Source organism: Pseudoxanthomonas suwonensis J47 (genome assembly GCF_000513955.1).
GTDB classification, from domain to species: domain Bacteria; phylum Pseudomonadota; class Gammaproteobacteria; order Xanthomonadales; family Xanthomonadaceae; genus Pseudoxanthomonas; species Pseudoxanthomonas suwonensis_C.
Genome location: NZ_AZUZ01000023.1, coordinates 37917 through 55434 on the forward strand (window position 1 = coordinate 37917; position 17518 = coordinate 55434).

The 17518-nt window shown below is 67.0% G+C and carries 15 protein-coding genes; 6 read left to right on the plus strand and 9 right to left on the minus strand.

Annotated features, from left to right (window positions below):
- Positions 1–93: 93 nt before the first annotated feature.
- Positions 94–1845, minus strand: a complete 1752-nt coding sequence (locus M503_RS17370; protein WP_155951998.1) for a tetratricopeptide repeat protein — start codon at positions 1843–1845, stop codon at positions 94–96.
- Between the two features lie 110 nt (positions 1846–1955).
- Positions 1956–2384, minus strand: coding sequence for a pilin (locus tag M503_RS0107555; protein ID WP_028919982.1), 429 nt, complete (start codon positions 2382–2384; stop codon positions 1956–1958).
- 498 nt (positions 2385–2882) lie between these two features.
- Between M503_RS0107555 and M503_RS0107560 the strand changes: the two genes are divergently transcribed.
- The 5 genes from M503_RS0107560 (at position 2883) to coaE (ending at position 6506) form a co-directional block, all read left to right on the plus strand.
- Complete coding sequence (locus M503_RS0107560) at positions 2883–4145, plus strand: type II secretion system F family protein (protein ID WP_028919981.1); 1263 nt, start codon at positions 2883–2885, stop codon at positions 4143–4145.
- Between the two features lie 49 nt (positions 4146–4194).
- A complete protein-coding gene (locus tag M503_RS15925) occupies positions 4195–4467 on the plus strand; it encodes a type II toxin-antitoxin system Phd/YefM family antitoxin (RefSeq protein ID WP_037062089.1) in 273 nt (90 codons plus the stop codon).
- On the plus strand, positions 4458–4853 hold the full coding sequence (locus M503_RS0107570; protein WP_028919980.1) for a type II toxin-antitoxin system VapC family toxin: 396 nt from the start codon (positions 4458–4460) through the stop codon (positions 4851–4853). Before M503_RS15925 ends, M503_RS0107570 begins: the two co-directional genes overlap by 10 nt.
- Before the next feature lie 12 nt (positions 4854–4865).
- On the plus strand, positions 4866–5732 hold the full coding sequence (locus M503_RS0107575) for a prepilin peptidase (protein WP_028919979.1): 867 nt from the start codon (positions 4866–4868) through the stop codon (positions 5730–5732).
- 159 nt (positions 5733–5891) lie between these two features.
- A complete protein-coding gene (gene coaE / locus M503_RS0107580; RefSeq protein ID WP_028919978.1) occupies positions 5892–6506 on the plus strand; it encodes a dephospho-CoA kinase in 615 nt (204 codons plus the stop codon).
- Positions 6507–6790: 284 nt separating this feature from the next.
- On the opposite strand, the gene M503_RS15930 is transcribed toward coaE, so the two are convergent.
- The 3 genes from M503_RS15930 to M503_RS0107595 all read right to left on the minus strand — a co-directional run bounded on the left by M503_RS15930 (position 6791) and on the right by M503_RS0107595 (position 11859).
- Positions 6791–7792, minus strand: coding sequence for a Nudix family hydrolase (locus M503_RS15930; protein ID WP_051414378.1), 1002 nt, complete (start codon positions 7790–7792; stop codon positions 6791–6793).
- A 158-nt stretch (positions 7793–7950) separates the two neighbouring features.
- The gene (secA, locus tag M503_RS0107590; protein ID WP_028919977.1) at positions 7951–10701 is read right to left on the minus strand and encodes a preprotein translocase subunit SecA; all 2751 of its coding nucleotides are present in this window, start codon (positions 10699–10701) and stop codon (positions 7951–7953) included.
- Between the two features lie 213 nt (positions 10702–10914).
- The gene (locus M503_RS0107595; protein WP_028919976.1) at positions 10915–11859 is read right to left on the minus strand and encodes a M23 family metallopeptidase; all 945 of its coding nucleotides are present in this window, start codon (positions 11857–11859) and stop codon (positions 10915–10917) included.
- Positions 11860–11869: 10 nt separating this feature from the next.
- On the opposite strand from M503_RS0107595, the gene M503_RS17075 reads away from it, so the two are divergent.
- Positions 11870–12352: a DUF721 domain-containing protein gene (locus tag M503_RS17075; protein WP_081720978.1), complete on the plus strand. Its 483-nt coding sequence runs from the start codon at positions 11870–11872 to the stop codon at positions 12350–12352.
- A gap of 315 nt (positions 12353–12667) precedes the next feature.
- On the opposite strand, the gene lpxC is transcribed toward M503_RS17075, so the two are convergent.
- From lpxC to M503_RS15935, 4 genes are all read right to left on the minus strand, one after another.
- A complete protein-coding gene (lpxC, locus tag M503_RS0107600) occupies positions 12668–13579 on the minus strand; it encodes a UDP-3-O-acyl-N-acetylglucosamine deacetylase (RefSeq protein WP_028919975.1) in 912 nt (303 codons plus the stop codon).
- Between the two features lie 282 nt (positions 13580–13861).
- Entirely contained in the window at positions 13862–15118 is a 1257-nt protein-coding gene (gene ftsZ / locus M503_RS0107605) for a cell division protein FtsZ (protein ID WP_028919974.1), read from the minus strand.
- A gap of 271 nt (positions 15119–15389) precedes the next feature.
- The gene (gene ftsA, locus M503_RS0107610) at positions 15390–16625 is read right to left on the minus strand and encodes a cell division protein FtsA (protein WP_024870180.1); all 1236 of its coding nucleotides are present in this window, start codon (positions 16623–16625) and stop codon (positions 15390–15392) included.
- Complete coding sequence (locus tag M503_RS15935) at positions 16622–17401, minus strand: cell division protein FtsQ/DivIB (RefSeq protein ID WP_037060860.1); 780 nt, start codon at positions 17399–17401, stop codon at positions 16622–16624. The genes ftsA and M503_RS15935 overlap by 4 nt, the downstream gene beginning before the upstream one ends.
- Positions 17402–17518 lie beyond the last annotated feature (117 nt).

The window sequence follows — 17518 nt, forward strand, 5'->3', positions numbered from 1 at the left end:
ATGTAGCCGGACGCCCCCGGGCTCATGTTATTCAGCGCTAGTTATAAAGCGTTGAGAATCTCATGAAAACCATCCTAGCAACCTAACTCCAGATTATTTCGGCACTGGAATTCCCATCACGTCCGGGCAGAAATATCCCTTTTCGTACTTATCGGGCTGATTCTCACTCAGGCGTGATGTGACGTAACGCATCACGCCCTCCGCGCTTCGATACTGGGCGTCACTGAACTTGCCAGGCTCAGCAATCTTGCCCTTGCAGAAGGCAAGATAGTTTCCAACCGCATTCACCGTCACGACCTTCTCCGCGAGCGCCAGACCTATAAAGCCACGGGCCTCCACGTCGTGCCCCAATATTGCCTGCACGACGGCCATACTCGCGTACAAGTTTGCCCGATACGATGGCGGAAGCGTTGATCGCGCCAAGATCGCCTTCTCGTACATTCTAGAAGCGTCAGTGAATCGCCCCATGTTGTAGAACGCGGCGCCCATATTTATATATACGGTGGCACCAATCGGAACGCCACTCCGCTCCAATTCGCCATACCTCTCCACCGCCTCGTCGTATCTCTGATGGTCGATATATGCCCATAGGAGATTGAATTTGGCCTCTCTCGAATGAGGATCAGCGCGCGTGGTCCACTCCCAAAGCGCCACATTGTCGTGCCAAACCGGCACGATCGATCGCACGAGAATCGCCGAAGCGCACACGAATACTACAAGACCGGCAGCCAGGGGACGTGCTATCGACCTCGCCACGCGCCACCGAGCTACGAGATACCCCCCCATTAACAACAGAACGGCCAATGGAAAGTACATGAATCGCTCATGCACGAGGTTATCACCTACCGACAGAGGCAATACGTGCAGAACAGGAAACAGTGCACTAAACCAAGCGACGATCCCAAGAGCATAAAGCCTGCGGCGATACAGTCCTGCGATAGCGAGTGCGATTGTCACGGCCGCGATTAGAGCCCAGGGAAGGTAAGGCACAAGTGCCGCAGGATCGTCCCAATAGAAACTATGATGAGGCGAGACGCCAAAGAATGGAACCAACGTCAACTTTATATACTGCCCCGCAGCCAACAGCGGCAGAAACAAACGCAACTGCCAAGGGAACTCGCGAACCGGAAGAATATCGGCGCCCGCAAGCGCCCTATCACGCAAGATCAAGTACACCGCACCAGCGGCACATATTCCCAGGAAAGCGGAAACATGTCTTGGCGAAGCCAAGCCGGAGAGGTCAAAACGGTTGGATCCAGCACGAATCGAGTCGCGCACCAGCTGATAAGCAACCAACACCACGGGCAACCCTACCAAACTTTCTTTACAGAGCGCACCCGCTAGAAAGGCGACCGAGACGAGTACCGCCCTCGCAGGAGTCGACAACCGATCCATCCCCCACAGCCACAGGGCCAAGAGCATGAAAAAGGTGGCCATCAGATCAAAACGCGACGAGATCCAGATGACCGCCTCGGATTGCGCCGGATGTACTGCGTAAACGAGCGCCAGCAACAAGGGAATTACCCAGGCACGCGCCTTCTCCGCACCAACGTCTACCATTGCGCGCCGCAGAAGCAGCAGCAACAAGGAGCAATTGATCAGGTGAACTGCCAGGTTAACTGCATGAGAAAGGGCTGGATCTTTACTGGAAACAAGCGCTTCAAAATAGATCATGAAGAGGGGTAGCGGCCGAAAATATGCCCGCTGCCCGAAAAGTGGCTCCTTGACGATGCCCCAAACCTGGGACAGGCCTTCAAGGGTTACATTTCCCGAAAGGAAGAATAGATCGTCCCATACGTAGCCATTCGCCATCACACCAGAATAGGCAACCAGCGAGACGCCCAAGAGCACAAGCCAGGATAGGCACAAGGACTTAGACATATGGATCCCCCGGGGACAGACAAAAAAAGGCCCCGGCATCAAACACCGGGGCCCCTTGGAGCGAAATCTATGGGTTAGCGGCAGCTGGCCGGAACCCAAGACTTCTTGACCGCGTCGCTGGAGCAAGCCCAGGTGATCGGCTGGTCCGGAGTGGTACCCAGAGTCGGAGTCAGGGTGAGGTTCGGATCAGCACTCGCACCGGTGCTCTGGGTAGCGACAGTAATAACGCCATTGCTAACCGTGATGCTCGACACGTACTTGGTCGCCGGCGAGGAGTAACCCACGGCGTTGTTATCTGCCGCCGCCGCAAGAGTGCCGTCGCCCGAAGCGACCGTCTCCACCACCGCCGTCTTCGCCGCAGATGCCAGGTTGAGGCCCTCGGTCACCTTGGTGCGGATGGTGTAATCCTGATAGGCCGGCAGCGCAATGGCGACCAGGATGGCGATGATCGCGATGACGATCATCAGTTCGATCAGGGTGAAGCCCTGCATGTTCTTCTTCATAGATTTCCCCTAGAGCGGTAGTTGGTTAGGACACTTGCCGTAACTAGACCCGTGTCCTCTCCGGAACGCGGGCATCGCGCGGCGGGATCGCCACGTGCCGAAAGGCACGCAGATTATGTGCCAACTTCGGCCGACCCGGCCCGCGCATTCATCCTATCAGCCCCCACCGGGGAACGCCCGGTGAACGGACACATTTGGGCTGTGATCCAGTGCGCAAGAGCCCGAATGCCATTTTTTGTCACAAAGTGACGCTAAATGTCACCATTAGTGGCCGCCTGCTGAATAAGTACGTGTCGGCCACCAAAAGCGCGCTCATAAGGTGCTCCGGGGGCGACGAACCGCCTCATCCCGTTGAGGCCCGCTTGTCCCAGGAAAGCCAGTCGCGGCCCGCCACGGGGCAGGCTGGCCGAAGCGTGATCGGGGTGGCTGTCAGCGGCGGTTTTAACGGCTACCATGCGGCATCATGCCGGCGAGGGGATGCCGGCGGGGAGAACGAGCATGTCCGCGTCCCGCAGTGCCGTGAGGAAGCCGTCCGCACCTGTCGATCGGGCTACCAGCCAGCTCGTGCCCTTCGTCTGGGAGGGTACCGACAAACGCGGCACCAAGATGAAAGGCGAACAGGCGGCCAAGAACGCCAACCTGCTGAGGGCGGAGCTACGTCGCCAAGGAATCATGCCGACCGTCGTCAAGCCCAAGCCCAAGCCGCTATTCGGCTCGGCCGGCAAGGCGATCACCCCCAAGGACATCGCCTTCTTCAGCCGGCAGATGGCCACCATGATGAAGTCGGGCGTACCGATTGTGTCGTCCTTGGAGATCATCGGCGGAGGCCACAAGAACCCCCGCATGAAGGCCATGATCGACCAGGTCCGCGCTGACATCGAAGGCGGATTGTCCCTGCATGAGGCCATCAGCAAGCACCCGGTACAGTTCGACGAGCTCTATCGCAATCTGGTCCGCGCCGGCGAAAGCGCGGGCGTGCTGGAGACGGTGCTGGACACCATCGCCAGCTACAAGGAAAACATCGAGGCCCTGAAGGGCAAGATCAAGAAGGCGCTGTTCTACCCGATCGTCGTGATCCTGGTCGCCATCCTGGTCAGTGCGATCCTGCTGATCTTCGTGGTGCCGCAGTTCGAGGCCACCTTCCAGAGCTTCGGCGCCGACCTGCCTGCGTTCACCCAGATGATCGTGGGGGCATCAAGATTCATGGTTTCCTGGTGGTGGGCCATCCTCCTGATCCTGGTGGGCAGCGCCGTAGCCATCATGTTCACTTACAGGCGCTCCCCGGCGTTGCAGCACACCGTCGACAAGATCATCCTGAAGGTGCCGGTCGTCGGCCAGATCATGCACAACAGCGCGGTCGCCCGCTTCGCCCGGACCACCGCGGTGACCTTCAAGGCGGGCGTTCCGCTGGTCGAGGCACTGGATTCCGTAGCCGGCGCAACCGGCAACTCCGTGTACGAAAAGGCCGTCTACCGGATCCGCGACGACGTCGCCGTGGGCTACCCGGTCAACATGGCCATGCGCCAGACCAACCTGTTCCCGCACATGGTCATCCAGATGGCGGCCATCGGCGAGGAAGCCGGCGCGCTGGACACCATGCTGTTCAAGGTGGCGGAGTACTATGAGCAGGAAGTCAACAACGCGGTCGACGCGCTGAGCAGCCTGCTCGAGCCGATGATCATGATCTTCATCGGCGGCGTCGTCGGCGCGATGGTGATCGGCATGTACCTGCCCATCTTCAAGCTCGCCGCGACGATCTGATCGGAACGGCCAAGTTGACCAACTTGGCCAACTTGGCTAAGGTATGGCCATGACCCAGGTCAACATGCTCGAAGCCAAGACTCGCCTGTCCGAACTCGTCAAGGCCGCCCAGGCCGGCGAGGAGGTGGTGATCGCCAATCGCGGCGAGCCGGTGGCGCGGCTGGTGCCGGTGCGCCATCGCGGTACCGACAATCCGCGTCAGCCGGGCGAGGCGGGAGAGGTCGTTGCCTGGCTGCGCGCCAACCCCATCCCCGCGCATGCAAGGCGCAGCATGGCCCAGATCGATGCCGACATCGCGGTGGAGCGCGACGCTTGGGATTGATCTTTCTCGATGCATGCGTACTGATCTATGCCCATGAGGGCAGCCCGGACCGTGCGCAGCGCATCCTGGAACGGATGGACGCCCAGGCCGGCCACCGTTTCGCGGTTTCGCCGCTGGTGAAGCTCGAATGCCTGGTCGGGCCGATGCGCAGCGGCAACCTTGTCCTGCAGCGCAGCTACGAAGCCGCCCTGGCCAGGCTCCTGCTTCTCGACATGCCGGAAGAGGTGTACCTGCAGGCCGCCGAGTTGCGCGCGCATTTCGGCCTGAAGACGCCGGACGCGCTGCACCTTTCCTGCGCGCAGCACCATGGCTGCCAGGCCCTGTGGACGAACGACGGGCGATTGGCGAAGGCCAGCCATGGGCTGGCCATCAACGTCCTGGAATAGGAACACATACGCATGGCCTTCCTCGACACCCAGCCCCTCCTGGGCTACCCGCTCGCTGCCGCCGTCGGCCTGGCCGTCGGCAGCTTCCTCAACGTGGTCATCCTGCGCCTGCCGCGGCGGCTGGAGTGGGAGTGGAAGCGGGACGCGCGGGAAGTGCTGGAGCTGCCGGAGATCTACGACCCGCCCCCGCCCGGGGTGGTTGTCGAGCCTTCGCACGACCCGGTCACCGGCGACCGGCTGAAGTGGTGGGAGAACATCCCGGTGCTCAGCTGGCTGATGCTGCGCGGCCGCTCGCGCTACAGCGGCCAGCGCATCTCCATCCAGTACCCGCTGGTGGAGCTGCTGACCGGCCTGCTCACCGTGATCTGCGCCTGGCGCTTCGGCTTCGGCTGGCAGGGCTTCGGCGCGATGCTGTTCACCTGGTTCCTGGTCGCCGCCTCCGGCATCGACCTGCGCACCCGCCTGCTGCCCGACCAGCTGACCCTGCCGCTGATGTGGCTGGGGCTGGTCGCCAGCCTGGACAACCTGTTCATGCCGGCCAAGCCTGCCCTGCTGGGCGCGGTGGCCGGCTACGTGTCGCTGTGGAGCGTGTGGTGGCTGTTCAAGCAGCTCACCGGCAAGGAAGGCATGGGCCACGGTGACTTCAAGCTGCTGGCGGCCATCGGTGCCTGGGTCGGCCTGAAGGGCATCCTGCCGGTGATCCTGCTGTCGTCGATCGTCGGTGCGGTGCTGGGCTCGATCTGGCTGGCCTCGCAGGGCCGCGACCGCGCCACCCCGATCCCGTTCGGCCCCTACCTGGCGATTGCCGGCTGGATCGTGTTCTTCTGGGGCGAGCGGATGATCGACAGCTACCTGCGCTTCGCGGGGCTGTCGGGCTGACCACTATCGCGTCGTCGGCCGCACGCGTCCGACGTACGGCAGGCGACTGCTGGCAGGGCCGCTACACGCACCATGGCGCGGCACGCACCATTCCCGCACGCGTGACGCCTGCCGGGCCCGTGCTTCTACAATGCGCGTTCCTACCCTGCCCGTGCGGACATGAGCGATTTCATCATCGGCCTGACCGGGGGCGTGGCCGCCGGCAAGAGCGAGGTCACGCGCCGGTTCGAGGCGCTGGGCATCCACGTCGCCGATGCCGACCTGGCCGCGCGGGCGGTGGTCGAACCGGGGCAACCGGCGCTCGCCGCGATCGTCGGGCACTTCGGTGCGGAGATGCTGCAGCCCGACGGCAGTCTGGACCGGCGGCGGCTGCGCGAGCGCATCTTTGCCGACGCCGAGGCGCGCCGCGCGCTCGAGGCGATCACCCATCCCGCCATCCGCGGGCTGCTCGAGGCCGAATGCCGCGCCGCGACCAGCCCTTACGCCATCGCCGCGATCCCGCTGCTGGCAGAAGCCGGCGGGCGCGCCACCTACCCGTGGCTGGACCGCATCGTGGTGGTCGACGCCCCTCCCGAGCTGCAGCACGCGCGGCTGATGCGCCGCGACGGCGTGGACGAGACCCTGGCCTCCCGCATGATCGAGGCGCAGGCCAGCCGCGAGGCGCGCCTGGCGCTCGCGGACGACGTGGTGGTCAACGATGGCCACCCGGAGCATCTGGACAGCGCCGTGGCGGCGCTGGATGCGCGGTACCGGGAGATGGCGGGGCGGCAGTAGGATTGGCCACGGGCTGGTATCGGGAGTTCCGCCCGCCTGTTGGAGGGCGATACGTGCCTTGTAGAGCGGGGCTTGCCCCGCTCGGCGCTGTGAGTGCGTTGGGACCTCGGCGGTAGAGTCGGGCAAGCCCGACTCTACGGGGTGGCCGGATGCCCGGGGGCGGGCCAGAGGGAACAAGCGTAGCCCGGACAAGCGAAGCGCATCCGGGGCAAACGCGGCGGCGCCAGCCTCCCGATCCGGAGGTCGGCCCATATCCGCGGATGCGGCCTTCGGTCTTATCCGGGCTACTCGCGAGGGTGTTGCGGGGTGCCTTGAAGCGCAGCAGGGGCCTTGGCGACGGCGGGCCACAGCGCGCGGATGGCGGCGATGCCCTGTGCACCGTGTCCGCGCGCGGTTGCGAGGTGGGCATCGGTAAGGCCACCGATCGCGTAGATCGGCAGCGCGACCTGCTCGCGCAGGGTCACGAATCCATCCCAGCCCAGCGGCGTCGCGCCCGGGTGCGTCGCGGTCTCCTGCAGCGGCCCAAGCACGGCGAAATCGCAGCCCAGCGCCTGCGCCTGGCGCAGGTCTTCAAGCGTGTGGCAGGAGGCACCCACCGCCTGCACTGCCGGCAGCGGGCGTGCACCAAGCGAGGCGAGCTGTTCGCTGCCCAGCTGCACGCCCACGCCCAGCTCCGCAGCGAGGGCGATGTCGCGGTTGAGCAGCAGCTCGGCGCCGGCGGAACGGCACGCCGCCGCCACCTCGCGCGCCAGCGCCGCGTAGCCCTCGGGCGCCAGGCTGCGCGCGCGCAGCTGGATGCGTTCGATACCGGAATCCAGCGCGCGGGCCAGGGCGCGATGCCAGCCGGCCAGGTCGGCGCCCGGTTCGGGCGTGACCAGGTAACGCTCGGGCTGGCGCAGCACGCCCACCACCGGCACGTCCGCCGGCGGCATCGAATAGCGCGCCAGCCGCTCCGGCGCGACCCAGGTCAACGCCTGCCCTTCGCGCCCGCGCGGATTGCCCTTCCAGGCGGTGATCTTCCGCACCTCCAGGCGCAGGCGCTTGCTCGGGTACTGCTGAGGCACCTCGATCAGCAGGTCGCCGACTTCCGCGTCGATACCCAGCTCTTCCTGCAGCTCGCGCGCCAGCGCCTGCTCCGAGGTCTCGCCGGGCTCGCGCTTGCCGCCGGGGAATTCCCACAGGCCGGGAAGGTCGCTGTTCTCGCCGCGGCGCGTCAGCAGCACCCTGCCGCGGACATCGGTGATGACGCCGGCGACGACGTGGATGGATCGGAGGGGGGCTTCCATGCCTGGGAGCTTAACCGGGGGCGTGGGGGGGCCGGAACGGTTGGGGGCGCAAGAGCAGCCGGGCAAGCCCGGCTCTACGTAGAGCCGGGCTTGCCCGGCTGCTCTTTCCCTCCAAGGAACCCACCTCTATGCGTGGCGGCAGCGGGGCAAGCCCCGCTCTACGAGAGCTGGCCGTGGCAGTGCTTGTACTTCTTGCCGCTGCCGCAGGGGCACGGATCGTTGCGGCCGACCTTGGCCGCATCGCGTACCACGGTGCCGGGGGCGGCGGCGCCCATCACCGAGGCCATGCGCTCGCGCTCGATCGCGGCGACCTCGTCCTCGGTGTCGTAGCCTTCGGCCATGGCGTGCTGGAACTGCGCCTGGCGCAGCTTGGCCTCGGCCTGGGCGCGCTCCTGCGCTTCCAGGGCCGCCACTTCCTCCTCGCTGCGGATGCGCACGCGCGCCAGCAGGCTCACCACCTGGCGCTTGACGTTCTCCAGCATCTCCGAGAACAGCTCGAAGGCTTCCTTCTTGTACTCCTGCTTCGGCTGCTTCTGCGCGTAGCCGCGCAGGTGGATGCCCTGGCGCAGGTAGTCCATGCGCGCCAGGTGCTCCTTCCAGCTCTGGTCGAGCACGTTGAGCATGATGTGCTTCTCGAGCGCGCGCGCGGTTTCCTCGCCCAGCTGGGCTTCCTTCTCGGCGAACATCGCCGCGACCGCTTCCTGCACGTGGCGCTCGATGCCCTCGGCGTCCAGCTCCTCGCTGGACTTCGACAGCCCCTGCAGGTCCAGGCGCAGGCCCAGCTCGCCTTCCAGGGCGACCTCCAGGCCGGCCAGGTCCCACTGCTCGTCCACCGACTCGGCCGGCACGAAGCGGGTCACCAGCTCGTTGACCACGTCGCCGACGATGCCGTCGATGTTCTCCTTGACCGACTCCGCCTCCAGCAGCTCGTTGCGCTGGGCGTAGATCACCTTGCGCTGGTCGTTGTTGACGTCGTCGAAGTCCAGCAGGTTCTTGCGGATGTCGAAGTTGTGCGCCTCGACCTTGCGCTGCGCCTTCTCGATCTGCCGGCTGACCAGCTTGTCCTCGATGACGTCGTCCTCCTTCATGCCCATCATGCGCATCGCCTTCTGCACCCAGTCGGAGGCGAAGATGCGCATCAGGTTGTCTTCGAGCGACAGGTAGAAGCGGGAGGAGCCCGGGTCGCCCTGGCGACCGGAACGGCCACGCAGCTGGTTGTCGATGCGGCGGCTCTCGTGGCGCTCGGTGCCGATGATGTGCAGGCCGCCGGCGGCCTTGACCTGCTCGTGGCGGGCCTCCCACTCGCGGCGGACCTTGACCTTCTCCAGCGCGGTGGACTCGTCGCCCAGCGCCGCCAGCTCGGCCTCCAGCGAACCGCCCAGCACGATGTCGGTGCCGCGGCCGGCCATGTTGGTGGCGATGGTCACCGCGCCCGGACGGCCGGCGTTGGCGACGATCTGCGCCTCGCGCTCGTGCTGCTTGGCGTTGAGCACCTCGTGCGGCACGCCGGCCTTGCGCAGGTACTCGGAGAGCATCTCCGAGGTCTCGATCGAGGTGGTGCCGACCAGCACCGGCTGGCCGCGCTTGTGGCAGTCCTGGATGTCGGCCAGCACCGCGCGGAACTTGCCCTCGCGGTTGAGGAACACCTGGTCGGGATGGTCGATGCGCTGGATCGGCTTGTGGGTCGGGATCACCACCACTTCCAGGCCGTAGATGCTCTGGAACTCGTAGGCCTCGGTGTCGGCCGTGCCGGTCATGCCCGACAGCTTGCCGTACATGCGGAACAGGTTCTGGAAGGTGATCGAGGCCAGCGTCTGGTTCTCGCGCTGGACCGGCACGCCTTCCTTGGCCTCCACCGCCTGGTGCAGGCCGTCGGACCAGCGGCGACCGGCCAGGGTACGGCCGGTGAACTCGTCGACGATCACTACCTCGCCGTCGCGGACGATGTAGTCCACGTCGCGCTGGAACAGCGCGTGCGCGCGCAGGGCGGCGTTGAGGTGGTGGACCACGGCCAGGTTGTTGGCCCCGTACAGGCTCTCGTCCTCGCCCAGGATGCCGGCGCGGCGCAGCAGCTCCTCGGCGTGCTCCATGCCTGCCTCGGACAGGTGCACCTGCTTGCCCTTCTCGTCGACCCAGTAGTCGCCCTCGCCGTCCTCGGTCTCCTGGCGGGTCAGCTGCGGCACGATCCGGTTGACCCGGATGTACAGCTCCGGCGACTCGTCGGCCGGGCCGGAGATGATCAGCGGGGTACGCGCCTCGTCGATCAGGATCGAGTCGACCTCGTCGACGATGGCGTAGTTCAGGCCGCGCTGGAAGCGGTCGTTCTTCGACAGCGCCATGTTGTCGCGCAGGTAGTCGAAGCCGAACTCGTTGTTGGTGCCGTAGGTGATGTCGGCGGCGTAGGCTTCCTTCTTGTCCGAATGCGGCATGCCCGGGTAGACCACGCCGACCGACAGGCCCAGCCAGTTGTACAGCTTGCCCATCCAGGCCGCGTCGCGGCGGGCCAGGTAGTCGTTCACGGTGACCACGTGCACGCCCTTGCCTTCCAGGGCGTTGAGGTACACCGGCAGGGTCGCCACCAGGGTCTTGCCCTCGCCGGTGCGCATCTCGGCGATCTTGCCCAGGTGCAGGACCATGCCGCCGATCAGCTGCACGTCGTAGTGGCGCATGCCCATCACGCGGCGGCTGGCCTCGCGGCAGACCGCGAAGGCCTCCGGCAGGATCTTGTCCAGGGATTCGCCCCCGGCGATGCGCTGCTGGAACTCCGGGGTCTTCGCCTGCAGGGCCTCGTCCGAGAGCTTCTGCATCTCCGGCTCGAGCGCATTGATCTGGGCGACGATGCGGTCCAGCTGGCGCAGGAGCCGGTCGTTGCGGCTGCCGAAGACACGGGTAAGCAGTTTGTTGATCATCGATGAGGCCAATTGGGAATGAACGCCCGGGGTCCGCCTGCGGCGGCCACGACGGCCGGACGCGAAGCGCCCTGCCTGGGCAACACGGCATTGTAGCTTGGGACGCCGGCCGGCGATCTCAAGGCACCCTGCCATCGGTCACGCGCATGGCGGGACCCACAAAACGAAAGACCCGCCCCCTCGCGGGGACGGGTCTGCCGGAAGACGCTGCGATCAGCCGCGGCCGCGGCGTTCGTTCACCGGGGCGCGGCCATCGGCGAGGAACTTGCGCGGATTGACCACCCGGCCGTTCTCCCACACCTCGAAGTGCACGTGGGCGCCGGTGGAGCGGCCGGTGGAGCCGGCCTTGGCGACCTGCTCGCCGGCGCGGACCAGGTCGCCGACCTTCACGCTCAGCCGCGAGTTGTGTGCATAACGGGTGACGTAGCCGTTGCCGTGGTCGACCTCGACGGTGTTGCCGTAGCCGCTGCGGGTGCCCGCATAGCTGACCACGCCGTCTGCCACCGCCAGCACCGGATCGCCCACGTTGGCGTGGAAGTCGATGCCCTTGTGCATGGCGCGGCCGCGGCCGAACGGGTCGGCGCGGTTGCCGAAGCCGGAGGTGATGTAGCTGCGGCGCACCGGCGAACGCACCGGCAGCGCGTTGGTCTCCAGCTGGCGGTCGAACAGCAGCGATTCCATCACCGACAGCTGGCGGCCGGAGGCCTCGAACTGGCCCTGGACCTCGTCCAGGCCCGCGACCAGGTCTTCCAGCGGCATGTCGCCGGCCACGCCACCGCCACCCTGGCCGGGCGCGCCCTGGAAGTCGAATTCGCCGTCCTCGAGCTTGCCGGCCTCGGTCAGGCGCTCGCCGAGCGCGTTGAGGCGGTTGGCCTGGGCCTGCAGTTCGCCCAGGCGCGCGGCCAGGGCGTTGATTTCCTTCTGGGACTGGCGCCGGACCTGCTCCAGTTCCTCCTGTTGCCGGGCCAGCTGCGCCTCGGTGTGCTGCGCATTGGCCATTCCGATCGCCACGCCGGCGCCCGTACCGAAGAGGACACCGGTGGCCAGCACCGCCGCGAAGGCGAGGCCTGGCCGCTGCGTGGCGATTGCCCCGATCCGCCCCTTGATTCCGTTGGCGCGACCGTCACGCGGGTTTCTTACTATGAATTTATAGCTCATGCTTTCGGGTATGCCTGGTTCGAAGTCCAACGCCCGCAGGGCGGCCGTCCCGCTTCCCGCAGCCGAAGCCGCGTTCGCGGATGAAACTGGCGCCACCTTGCGCCGAGCCCTCTGGCTCGATGCGCTGGACCAGCAGTTGCGTCCCCTGTTGCCGCCGGGGCTGGTGCCCCATTGCCGGTTGGCCAACGTATCCGGCGGACAACTCGTTTTTGTCACCGATTCGCCGGTCTGGCGGGCGCGCCTGCGCCTTGCCGAGGCCGAACTCCTCGATGCGGCCCGCTCCGTCGGGCTGAACCCCACCGCAGTCATCATCAAAACGACTACCGGTCCGCTGCATCCGCACCCTTCGGCCGGTGCAACGGCTCCCCCGGTTTCAGCGACCGCCCGCAAAGCCGTGGACGACGCACTGGCATCCCTGCGGGAACCCGATCCTTCCGGTTCCCTGGAACCGGGGACTCCCGCCCCGGCTTGCCGGACCGGCCGGGCAACGTAATTCCCGCTGCCTGAGGCCAACCCGCGGGGCATCCTAACGTCACCCATCCATCACGTCGTTAGCGAATGGTTAAACATTCGTTACGATGGGAACGGATCGCCGACCGGGTTCACGCTTCATGAAAGTGCCTGAAGCTGGTCAGCGACCACCAGACTGAATACCCTGTTCAGGTTTGGAGCCGGCGGGGTGGCTTGGCCGGACCGGGCGGGCCTTTCCGGCGGAACACGGGCGGGAGCCGCGGGCACGCGGCGTCACGAAGCTGAAGCTCCGGACCGGATGGGGTCGACAGTGCCGGCGCCCAGCCGCCAGCCGGGCTCAGGCCAGCGCGGGGGTGCCGTAGGCCAGCGGCGCCTGGGCCGCGGCGGCGTCGAAGCTCACCTTTTCCCACGCGGTGGCGTCGGCCATCAGCGCGCGGGCGAGCTTGTTGTTGAGCGCGTGGCCGGACTTGTAGCCCTCGTAGGCGCCCAGCACGGGGGCCCCGACCAGGTACAGGTCGCCGATCGCGTCGAGGATCTTGTGGCGCACGAACTCGTCGGCGTAACGCAGGCCGTCCTCGTTGAGGACGCGGAACTCGTCCAGCACGATGGCGTTGTCCATCGAGCCGCCCAGGCCGAGGTTGAGGTCGCGCATGTACTCCAGGTCGCGCATGAAGCCGAAGGTGCGCGCGCGGGAGATTTCCTTGATGTACGCGGCCGTCGAGAACTCCAGCCGGTGGTGCGACTGCTTGGCCGGGATCATCGGGTGGTCGAACTGGATGGTGAAATCCAGGCGGAAGCCGTCGTACGGGCTGAAGCGGGCGATCTTGTCGCCGTCGCGCACTTCCACGTCCTTGAGGATGCGGATGAAGTGCTTGGGCGCGTCCTGCTCGGCGATGCCGGCGGACTGCAGCAGGAACACGAAGGGGCCGGCCGAACCGTCCATGATCGGCAGCTCGGCCGAGGACAGCTCGACGATCATGTTGTCGATGCCCAGGCCGGCGGCGGCCGACATCAGGTGCTCGACGGTCTGGACCTTGGCCGGACCGCAGGACAGGCCGGTGCACAGCGTGGTCTCGGTGACCAGGTCGGCGGCGGCGGGCATCTCGACCACGGGATCCAGGTCGGTGCGGCGGAACACGATGCCATGGTCGACCGGAGCCGGGCGCAGGGTCATGTAGACCTTGTTGCCGCTGTGCAGGCCGACGCCGGTGGCGCGGATCGTGTTCTTGAGGGTGCGCTGCCGGGTCATGGGGTTCGCCGTGCGACGGATGGTCCGTATCTGGGGTCGCGTGAAGCAGGTGAGAATATCACGCATTTAGCTGAATCTTAACGTACTGCAGCCGTGCTCCCGCGGCGGCGCTCCCGGGCAGGGGTGCGCCTGCGACCGGGAAAACCTGCCGGGCCTCCATGGCCCGGCAGCAAGGGACACGGACTCCGGACATATATGTGTCCGGTTACTGCCGCCGGCAAGGACGATGGCGCGTCCCGCCGGTCATCCACTGCGGGGCCGACCCGGGGGCCGGCCGTCGCATCAGTCCGCCTGGCGGCGCAGGAACGCCGGGATGTCCAGGTAGTCGCTGGGCAGGTCGGCCGGGGCCGGCGCCGAAGCCGGAGCGGCGGGGGCGCTGGTGCCGGCGGCGCTGCCGCGGCGCAGGCCGAGGCCGCCCACGGCACCGGCGACCGGGTCGGCGGCGAAGCCGTCGTCGATTGGCAGGCCGGTGGTGCCGTCGCGGACCAGGCGCACCGGGCGCACCGCGTCCTGGCGCTGGCTGAAGTCGGCGCGGCCGAACTCGCGATGCTCACCACGGACCGGCTGGCGCACGCTGGCGCGGTTGAGGCCGGTGGCCACCACGGTCACGCGCACCTCGTCCTGCATGTCCGGATCCAGCACGGTGCCGACCACCACGGTCGCGTCCTCCGAGGCGAATGCCTCGATCGAACGGCCGATCTCGTCGAACTCGGCCATGGTGAAGTCCGGGCCGGCGGTGATGTTGACCAGGATGCCGTTGGCGCCGGCCAGGTTCACGTCGTCCAGCAGCGGGTTCTGGATCGCCGACTCGGCGGCGGCCTGGGCGCGGTCGTCGCCGCGGGCGCTGCCGGTGCCCATCATCGCCAGGCCCATCTCGGACATGACGGTGCGCACGTCGGCGAAGTCGACGTTGATCAGGCCGGGGCGCACGATCAGGTCGGCGATGCCCTGCACCGCGCCCTGCAGCACGTCGTTGGCGGCGCGGAACGCCTGCACCATGGTCGCGTTGCGGCCGAGCACGGTGATCAGCTTCTCGTTCGGGATGGTGATCAGCGAGTCGCAGTGCTGGCCCAGTTCCTCGATGCCCTTGAGCGCCACCTGCATGCGGCGGCGGCCCTCGAACGGGAACGGCTTGGTGACCACGGCCACGGTCAGGATGCCCATCTCCTTGGCCAGCTGCGCCACCACCGGCGCGGCGCCGGTGCCGGTGCCGCCGCCCATGCCGGCGGTGATGAACACCATGTCGGCGCCTTCCAGCGCGGCGATGATCTGCTCGCGGTCCTCCAGCGCGGCCTGGCGGCCGACTTCCGGGTTGGCGCCGGCGCCCAGGCCCTTGGTGACGTTGCCGCCCAGTTGCAGCTGCAGCTTGGCGCCGCAGTTCTTGATCGCCTGCGAATCGGTGTTGGCGGTGATGAATTCAACGCCGTCGACGCTGCTGTTGACCATGTGCGCCACGGCGTTGCCGCCGCCGCCGCCCACGCCGATGACCTTGATCACCGCGTTCGGAGCCATCTTCTCGATCAGTTCGAAATGTGCCATGTCCGTTGTCCTCTGGTGGAGCCGTGATTGGTGATTCGGGATTCGTGATTCGACGAACCTTCCTCGACCTCTCCGGCGTTCTCTTCTTGGTTTGTGCCTGTGCGATCGGTCCGCCGTCCTGCAGACCACCGCCCGTTGCCAGCTTTCCTTGAACCTCTACCTTCCGCCTTGCCTTCCTCTTTCCTGCCGTACCTCTTCCGCCCTGCCTCCTACCCGCCTGCACAACCGGCAACCCGCGCTTCAACGAATCACGAATCACCAATTCCGGCCGTCAGAACTCTCCGCCGTACCACTTGAAAAGCTTCTTCAGGAAACTGCCGGCGCGTCCGCTGGGGAGCGACGGCCGGCGCGGGTGTTCGATCTGGCTGCCCATCAGCAGCAGGCCCACGCCGGTGGCGTGGACCGGGTTGCCGACGACCTCGCCCAGGCCGCTGACGTGCTGCGGGATGCCGATGCGCACCGGCATCTGCAGCATCTCCTCGGCCAGCTCCACGACGCCTTCCATCTTCGAGGCGCCGCCGGTCAGGACCATGCCCGCGCGCACCAGCTCCTCGAAGCCGGAGCGGCGCAGTTCGGCCTGGACCATCTCGAAGATCTCCTCGTAGCGGCCCTGCACCGCCTGCGCCAGCGAGGCGCGCGGCATGCGCCGCGGCGGGCGGTCGCCGACCGACGGGACCTGGATGCTTTCCTCGGCGGTGGCCAGCTGGGCCAGCGCGCAGGCGTAGCGCACCTTGATCTGCTCGGCTTCCGGGGTCGGCGTGCGCAGCATGTGCGCGATGTCGTTGGTGACGTGGTCGCCGGCGATCGGCAGCGAGGCGGTGTGGCAGATCGCGCCCTGGATGAACACCGCGATGTCGGTGGTGCCGGCGCCCATGTCGACCAGGACCACGCCCAGTTCGCGCTCGTCGGCGGTCAGCACCGCCACCGAGGACGCCAGCGAGGACAGGATCAGGTCGTCGACCTGCAGGCCGCAGCGCTGCACGCACTTGGTGATGTTCTGCGCCGCCGACTGCGCGCAGGTGACCAGGTGCGCGTGCACTTCCAGGCGCACGCCGGTCATGCCGACCGGGTTGCGGATGCCTTCCTGCGAATCGTCCAGCACGTACTCGCGCGGGATCGCGTGGAGGATGCGCTGGTCGGCCGGGATCGCCACCGCCTTGGCCGCGTCGAGCACGCGGTCCAGGTCGGCCCAGGTGACCTCGCCGTCGCGGATCGGGACGATGCCCGGCGAGTTCTTGCACTGGACGTGGTTGCCGGAGATCGAGGCATAGACCGAGCGGATCTCGCAGCCGGCCATCAGCTCGGCCTCCTCGACCGCGCGCTGGATCGACTGCACGGTCGATTCGATGTCCACGACCACGCCGCGCTTGAGGCCGCGCGACTCGTGCGAACCGATGCCGATGACCTCGATCGGGTTGCCCGGCGAGTATTCGCCGACCAGCGCCACCACCTTGGAGGTGCCGATGTCGAGTCCGACGATGAGGGACTTGTCGCCTTTGCGGTTCATGTACTGCTCGCCTGCCGTGGTTGCGTCCGCGCGGCGACCTGCGCCTGCGGGCTCGAGGGGGAATGGGTGTGGCGGCTGGCCGGGGTGTCCCAGGCCAGGGTGAAGCCGTTGGTGTAGCGGAGGTCGGCGCGTGTGGCCGGGCGCGCCTGCTTGGCCAGCAGCTGCGGCAGCACGCGCACGAAGCGCTGCAGGCGCGCGCGCGCGTCGTCGCGGCCGACCACGACCTCCAGGCCGCTGTCGAGGGTCATCGACCAGCTGCCGCGCGCGTCCACGCCCAGGCGGCTGACGCCGTAGCCCAGCGGCGCGAACAGCTCGCGCGCCTGGTTGTACATCTCGACTACCTCGGCGGTGCGCGCCTCCGGGCCGTCCAGGTGCGGCATGCGCTCGCCGGCCAGGTCCTTTGGCAGCGGGAACAGCTTGCCGCGCTTCGACAGCAGCTGGTCCTCGCCCCAGAACGCGAAAGGCTCGTGCTCGACGACGTGCACGACCAGCGCGTCCGGCCACTGCTTGCGCACCTGCGCGTGCTCGACCCACGGCAGCTGTTCCACCGCGTGCTGGGCGGCATCCAGGTCCACCGCGAAGTAGCCGCGCTCGGCATGCGGCGCCACCGCGGCGCGCAGCTGCTCGGCCTGGACCCGCTCGAACTGGCCGGTCGCGCGCAGGCGCGACAGCGGCCAGCGCTCGGCGCCGACCCAGCCGTTGAGCACGGCCACCACCGGCAGCGCGACCAGCGCCACCGCGAGCAGCCAGGCCAGGATGCGCAGCAGCATGTTCATGCGGAAGACCTCCGGTCTTCCGCGGCATTCGTGATTGGGGATTCGGGATTCGAAAAAGCAACAGCCACGCGAACCCGGGCCGACAGACGGCCAGCACCGCGCGACGCCGCCTCCACG

Bases quoted from the DNA above. Each gene is read 5' to 3' on its own strand.
- M503_RS15925 (WP_037062089.1), top strand. From the start codon at position 4,195: ATGACCCAGGTCAACATGCTCGAAGCCAAGACTCGCCTGTCCGAACTC.
- secA (WP_028919977.1), bottom strand. From the start codon at position 10,701: ATGATCAACAAACTGCTTACCCGTGTCTTCGGCAGCCGCAACGACCGG.
- ftsA (WP_024870180.1), bottom strand. From the start codon at position 16,625: ATGAACCGCAAAGGCGACAAGTCCCTCATCGTCGGACTCGACATCGGC.
- M503_RS17075 (WP_081720978.1), top strand. From the start codon at position 11,870: ATGCCTGGTTCGAAGTCCAACGCCCGCAGGGCGGCCGTCCCGCTTCCC.
- M503_RS15930 (WP_051414378.1), bottom strand. From the start codon at position 7,792: ATGGAAGCCCCCCTCCGATCCATCCACGTCGTCGCCGGCGTCATCACC.
- coaE (WP_028919978.1), top strand. From the start codon at position 5,892: ATGAGCGATTTCATCATCGGCCTGACCGGGGGCGTGGCCGCCGGCAAG.
- M503_RS0107555 (WP_028919982.1), bottom strand. From the start codon at position 2,384: ATGAAGAAGAACATGCAGGGCTTCACCCTGATCGAACTGATGATCGTC.
- M503_RS0107560 (WP_028919981.1), top strand. From the start codon at position 2,883: ATGTCCGCGTCCCGCAGTGCCGTGAGGAAGCCGTCCGCACCTGTCGAT.
- M503_RS0107595 (WP_028919976.1), bottom strand. From the start codon at position 11,859: ATGAGCTATAAATTCATAGTAAGAAACCCGCGTGACGGTCGCGCCAAC.
- M503_RS15935 (WP_037060860.1), bottom strand. From the start codon at position 17,401: ATGAACATGCTGCTGCGCATCCTGGCCTGGCTGCTCGCGGTGGCGCTG.
- ftsZ (WP_028919974.1), bottom strand. From the start codon at position 15,118: ATGGCACATTTCGAACTGATCGAGAAGATGGCTCCGAACGCGGTGATC.
- M503_RS0107575 (WP_028919979.1), top strand. From the start codon at position 4,866: ATGGCCTTCCTCGACACCCAGCCCCTCCTGGGCTACCCGCTCGCTGCC.
- lpxC (WP_028919975.1), bottom strand. From the start codon at position 13,579: ATGACCCGGCAGCGCACCCTCAAGAACACGATCCGCGCCACCGGCGTC.